Source organism: Candidatus Binataceae bacterium (assembly GCA_035500095.1).
Taxonomy (GTDB): Bacteria; Desulfobacterota; Binatia; order Binatales; family Binataceae; genus JAKAVN01.
In genome coordinates this window covers 1-3,045 of sequence record DATJXN010000069.1, presented here as the reverse complement: position 1 = coordinate 3,045, position 3,045 = coordinate 1, and the positions used below count along the sequence as shown (strand labels likewise).

The 3,045-nt window shown below is 63.7% G+C and carries 3 protein-coding genes; all 3 read left to right on the top strand.

Going from position 1 to position 3,045, the window contains the following annotated elements:
* On the top strand, nucleotides 1–815 hold an 815-nt coding region (fdhD, locus tag VMI09_07275; protein ID HTQ24482.1), incomplete at its 5' end, for a formate dehydrogenase accessory sulfurtransferase FdhD.
* A 166-nt stretch (nucleotides 816–981) separates the two neighbouring features.
* A complete protein-coding gene (locus VMI09_07270) occupies nucleotides 982–2,748 on the top strand; it encodes a radical SAM protein (GenBank protein ID HTQ24481.1) in 1,767 nt (588 codons plus the stop codon).
* A 34-nt stretch (nucleotides 2,749–2,782) separates the two neighbouring features.
* Nucleotides 2,783–3,045, top strand: a 263-nt coding sequence (locus tag VMI09_07265; protein ID HTQ24480.1) for a hypothetical protein, incomplete at its 3' end; no start/stop codon positions are given.

The window sequence follows — 3,045 nt, the reverse complement described above, 5'->3', positions numbered from 1 at the left end:
GCAATACGACTCGTCGGCATCAGGCGTATCGATGGCGGTCCGGCCGGCCCGAAAGCGGCCCCGAGATGCTTGCGGTCGAGGAGCCGCTGGAGATTCGGCTGGCGGGGCGCCGGTTCACGATCACGATGCGGACTCCCGGGCATGACGAGGAGCTGGTCGCGGGGTTCCTTTTCGCGGAAGGGTTCGTGAGCAGCACAAGCGAGATCGACGAGGTCCGGCGCGTGCGGGGGACCGACGGCAAGCCCGAGGCAAATATCGTCGATGTCATCCTGAAGGTGCCGGTCGAGACGCTGCGCGAACGGCTGCAGCGCAATTTCACGATGAATTCGAGTTGCGGCTTGTGCGGCAAAACCTCGATCGATTCCATTCGCAGACGAATCGCTCCGATCGATGGCCGCGTTTCCATTTCCACGGAAACCCTCTCCCGTCTTGGCGCCACTATGAACGCGGACCAGGCGCTGTTTGCGAAGACCGGCGGTGTGCATGCTGCGGCGCTCTTTGATCTCTGGGGCGCGCTGAAGGCACTTCGCGAAGACGTGGGCCGGCACAACGCAGTGGACAAGGTGGTCGGATGGGCGATGAGTCGCAACCTCTTGCCGCTGGCGGATTCGATCGTGATGGCGAGCGGGCGGCTCAGCTTCGAGATCGTGCAGAAGGTCGCGGCGGCGGGTGCGCCGATCCTGGCCGCCGTTTCGGCTCCGTCATCGCTGGCAGTCGAGCTGGCCGACGAGGCGGGGGTGACCCTGGTCGGGTTCCTGCGCGACGCATCGTTCAACGTCTACACGCACCCGGAGCGGGTTAGCGGAAAAGGCTAAACCAGGACAATTGCGCGACCACCGGGAGCGTGTACTGCAGTGCGCGTTTTACCCTGGACCGGCGTGGATTCGAAATCTGCCGCCCGCGTGTCTCAGCCGGTTTGCCATCTTGCCCTGAGAACCCCTACTTGAGCGGCGCTGATCCCCGACGATAATCTAAGGGATCATGCCGGAGGCGCAGTACGCTTCGCGCAAACGCGCGCTGGATCGAATCGCACGGGAGAAGGTGCTCTACGAGCGCCGCTCCGGCGGCGAGATCTCGGTCTGCGTCGTCTATCCGAATATCTACCGGCTCGGGATGGCCAACCTCGGCTACCAGGCCATCTTCCATATCTTTGATTCGCATCCGGTAGTCGATGCCGAACGCGCGTTCCTGCCCGATCCCGATGAGCGCGAAGCTATCCGGGACGGCAAGGGCAGGTTGGTGTCGTTCGAGAAAGGACGCCCACTCTCTGACTTCGATATCATCGCGTTCTCGTGCGCATTCGAGACCGACTACCTCAACATCGTGTCGATGCTGCGGATGGCGGGAATCCCGCTGCGCCGCTCCGGGCGGGCCGGGCGCAGTTTTCCGCTGATCATCGCGGGCGGCTCCGCGATCTTTCTCAATCCCGAGCCGATCGCAGACTTCATCGATCTCTTTCTGATTGGCGAAGGCGAGGAAATGGTGCCCGAGTTCCTGGCGCGGTTCCTCGAGGTGCGCCGCGATTCCGATCGGCTCCCGTCGCTGGCTGACGTCGGTGGCGCGTACCTGCCTGATTATTTCGATCCCGAATATGAAAAAGGCGGCCATCTTGAGACGGTTGGCTATTCGGGACCTGCCAAACCGATCGTCACCCGCCGGATGATCAAGGATCTCGATCGCTTCAACACCTCATCATTGATCCTCACCGAGGAGTCGGTGTTCGGCGACATGTTCCTGGTCGAGGCGAGCCGTGGATGCCAGTGGGGATGCCGCTTCTGCGCGGCGGGCTTTATGTATCGCCCGATTCGCTATCGTTCGCCCGAAAAGATCGAAGCCGAGGCGCGGCGCGGACTCGGCGAGCGCGGCGTTATTGGCCTGGTGGGTGCGGAGATGGCCAGCGTGCCCGGAGTCGCGCAACTCGCCGAGACGATCGCGGACGCGGGCGGACGCCTGTCGCCATCTTCTTTGAAGGCCGATTGTATCTCGCCGAAGCTCGCCGCTGCGCTCGGCCGCAACGGCGCGCGCAGCGTGACGGTTGCGCCTGAGGCGGGCAGCGAGCGGATGCGCAAGGTGATCAACAAGAACCTGACCGAGGACGAGATCCTGCGCGCCGCCGAGATGATGGTCGGGGAGGGCGTCGAGCACCTGAAGCTCTATTTCATGGTCGGGCTCCCGGAAGAAACCGACGATGACGTGCTCGCGATCGCGCGGCTCACTGCCCGGATTCTCGAGTGCGCGCGAGCATCGCACAAGCGCGTCGGGCAGGTGACGGTTTCGCTCAATCCGTTTGTGCCCAAGCCGTGGACGCCATTCCAGTGGGACCCGATGGAAGATCCGCGCAGCACCAAGCGCAAGATCGCGATGCTGCGGACGGAACTCGGGCGACTTGGTGCGGAGCTCGATGCGGAGTCGCCGCGCGAGGCGTATTTCCAGACGCTCGTATCACGCGGCGATCGCCGCGTCGGCGCGATCCTGGAGCGGCTCGCCGAGACCCGATGCGAATCGGCGGGCGAAATCTGGAGTGAGCTTAAAAAGATACGCAGCGAGGCGCAGTCCGGCGCAGGCGCGCTGCCGAATCCCGACTCGTACGTGACGCGGCGCTACGGATACGATGAGGTCCTGCCGTGGGACTTTATCGATCATCATATTCACAAGTGGTTTCTATTGTCGGAACGGCGCAAGGCTCATTACGAACATCAAACCAGGCCTTGCGACGTGCACCGATGTACGGTGTGTGGGGCGTGTTGAACGGACCATGTGGTGGTGGAGGAGGAATGAGGAGATGGAGGAGACACAGAAGGGGTTGCGATGGGCCGCGCTGATAGTTCCGGCTATCGCGCTGCTGCTGGCGATTGTTGGGTTAGCCCGAGCGCAAGCGGTCGAGTCCGACGTTCCTGAGACAGCGGTAGTGCCCGGCGACGAAGGCGGCGCTGCCGCCGCGGCGTCGAAGCCTCCTGCGGCTCATGCCGCGCCGGCGGCATCGCCGCTCAAGTTCGACCTCGAGGCGGCGCAGGCGTTGGTCAAGGTGACCCGCGAGACGCCCGT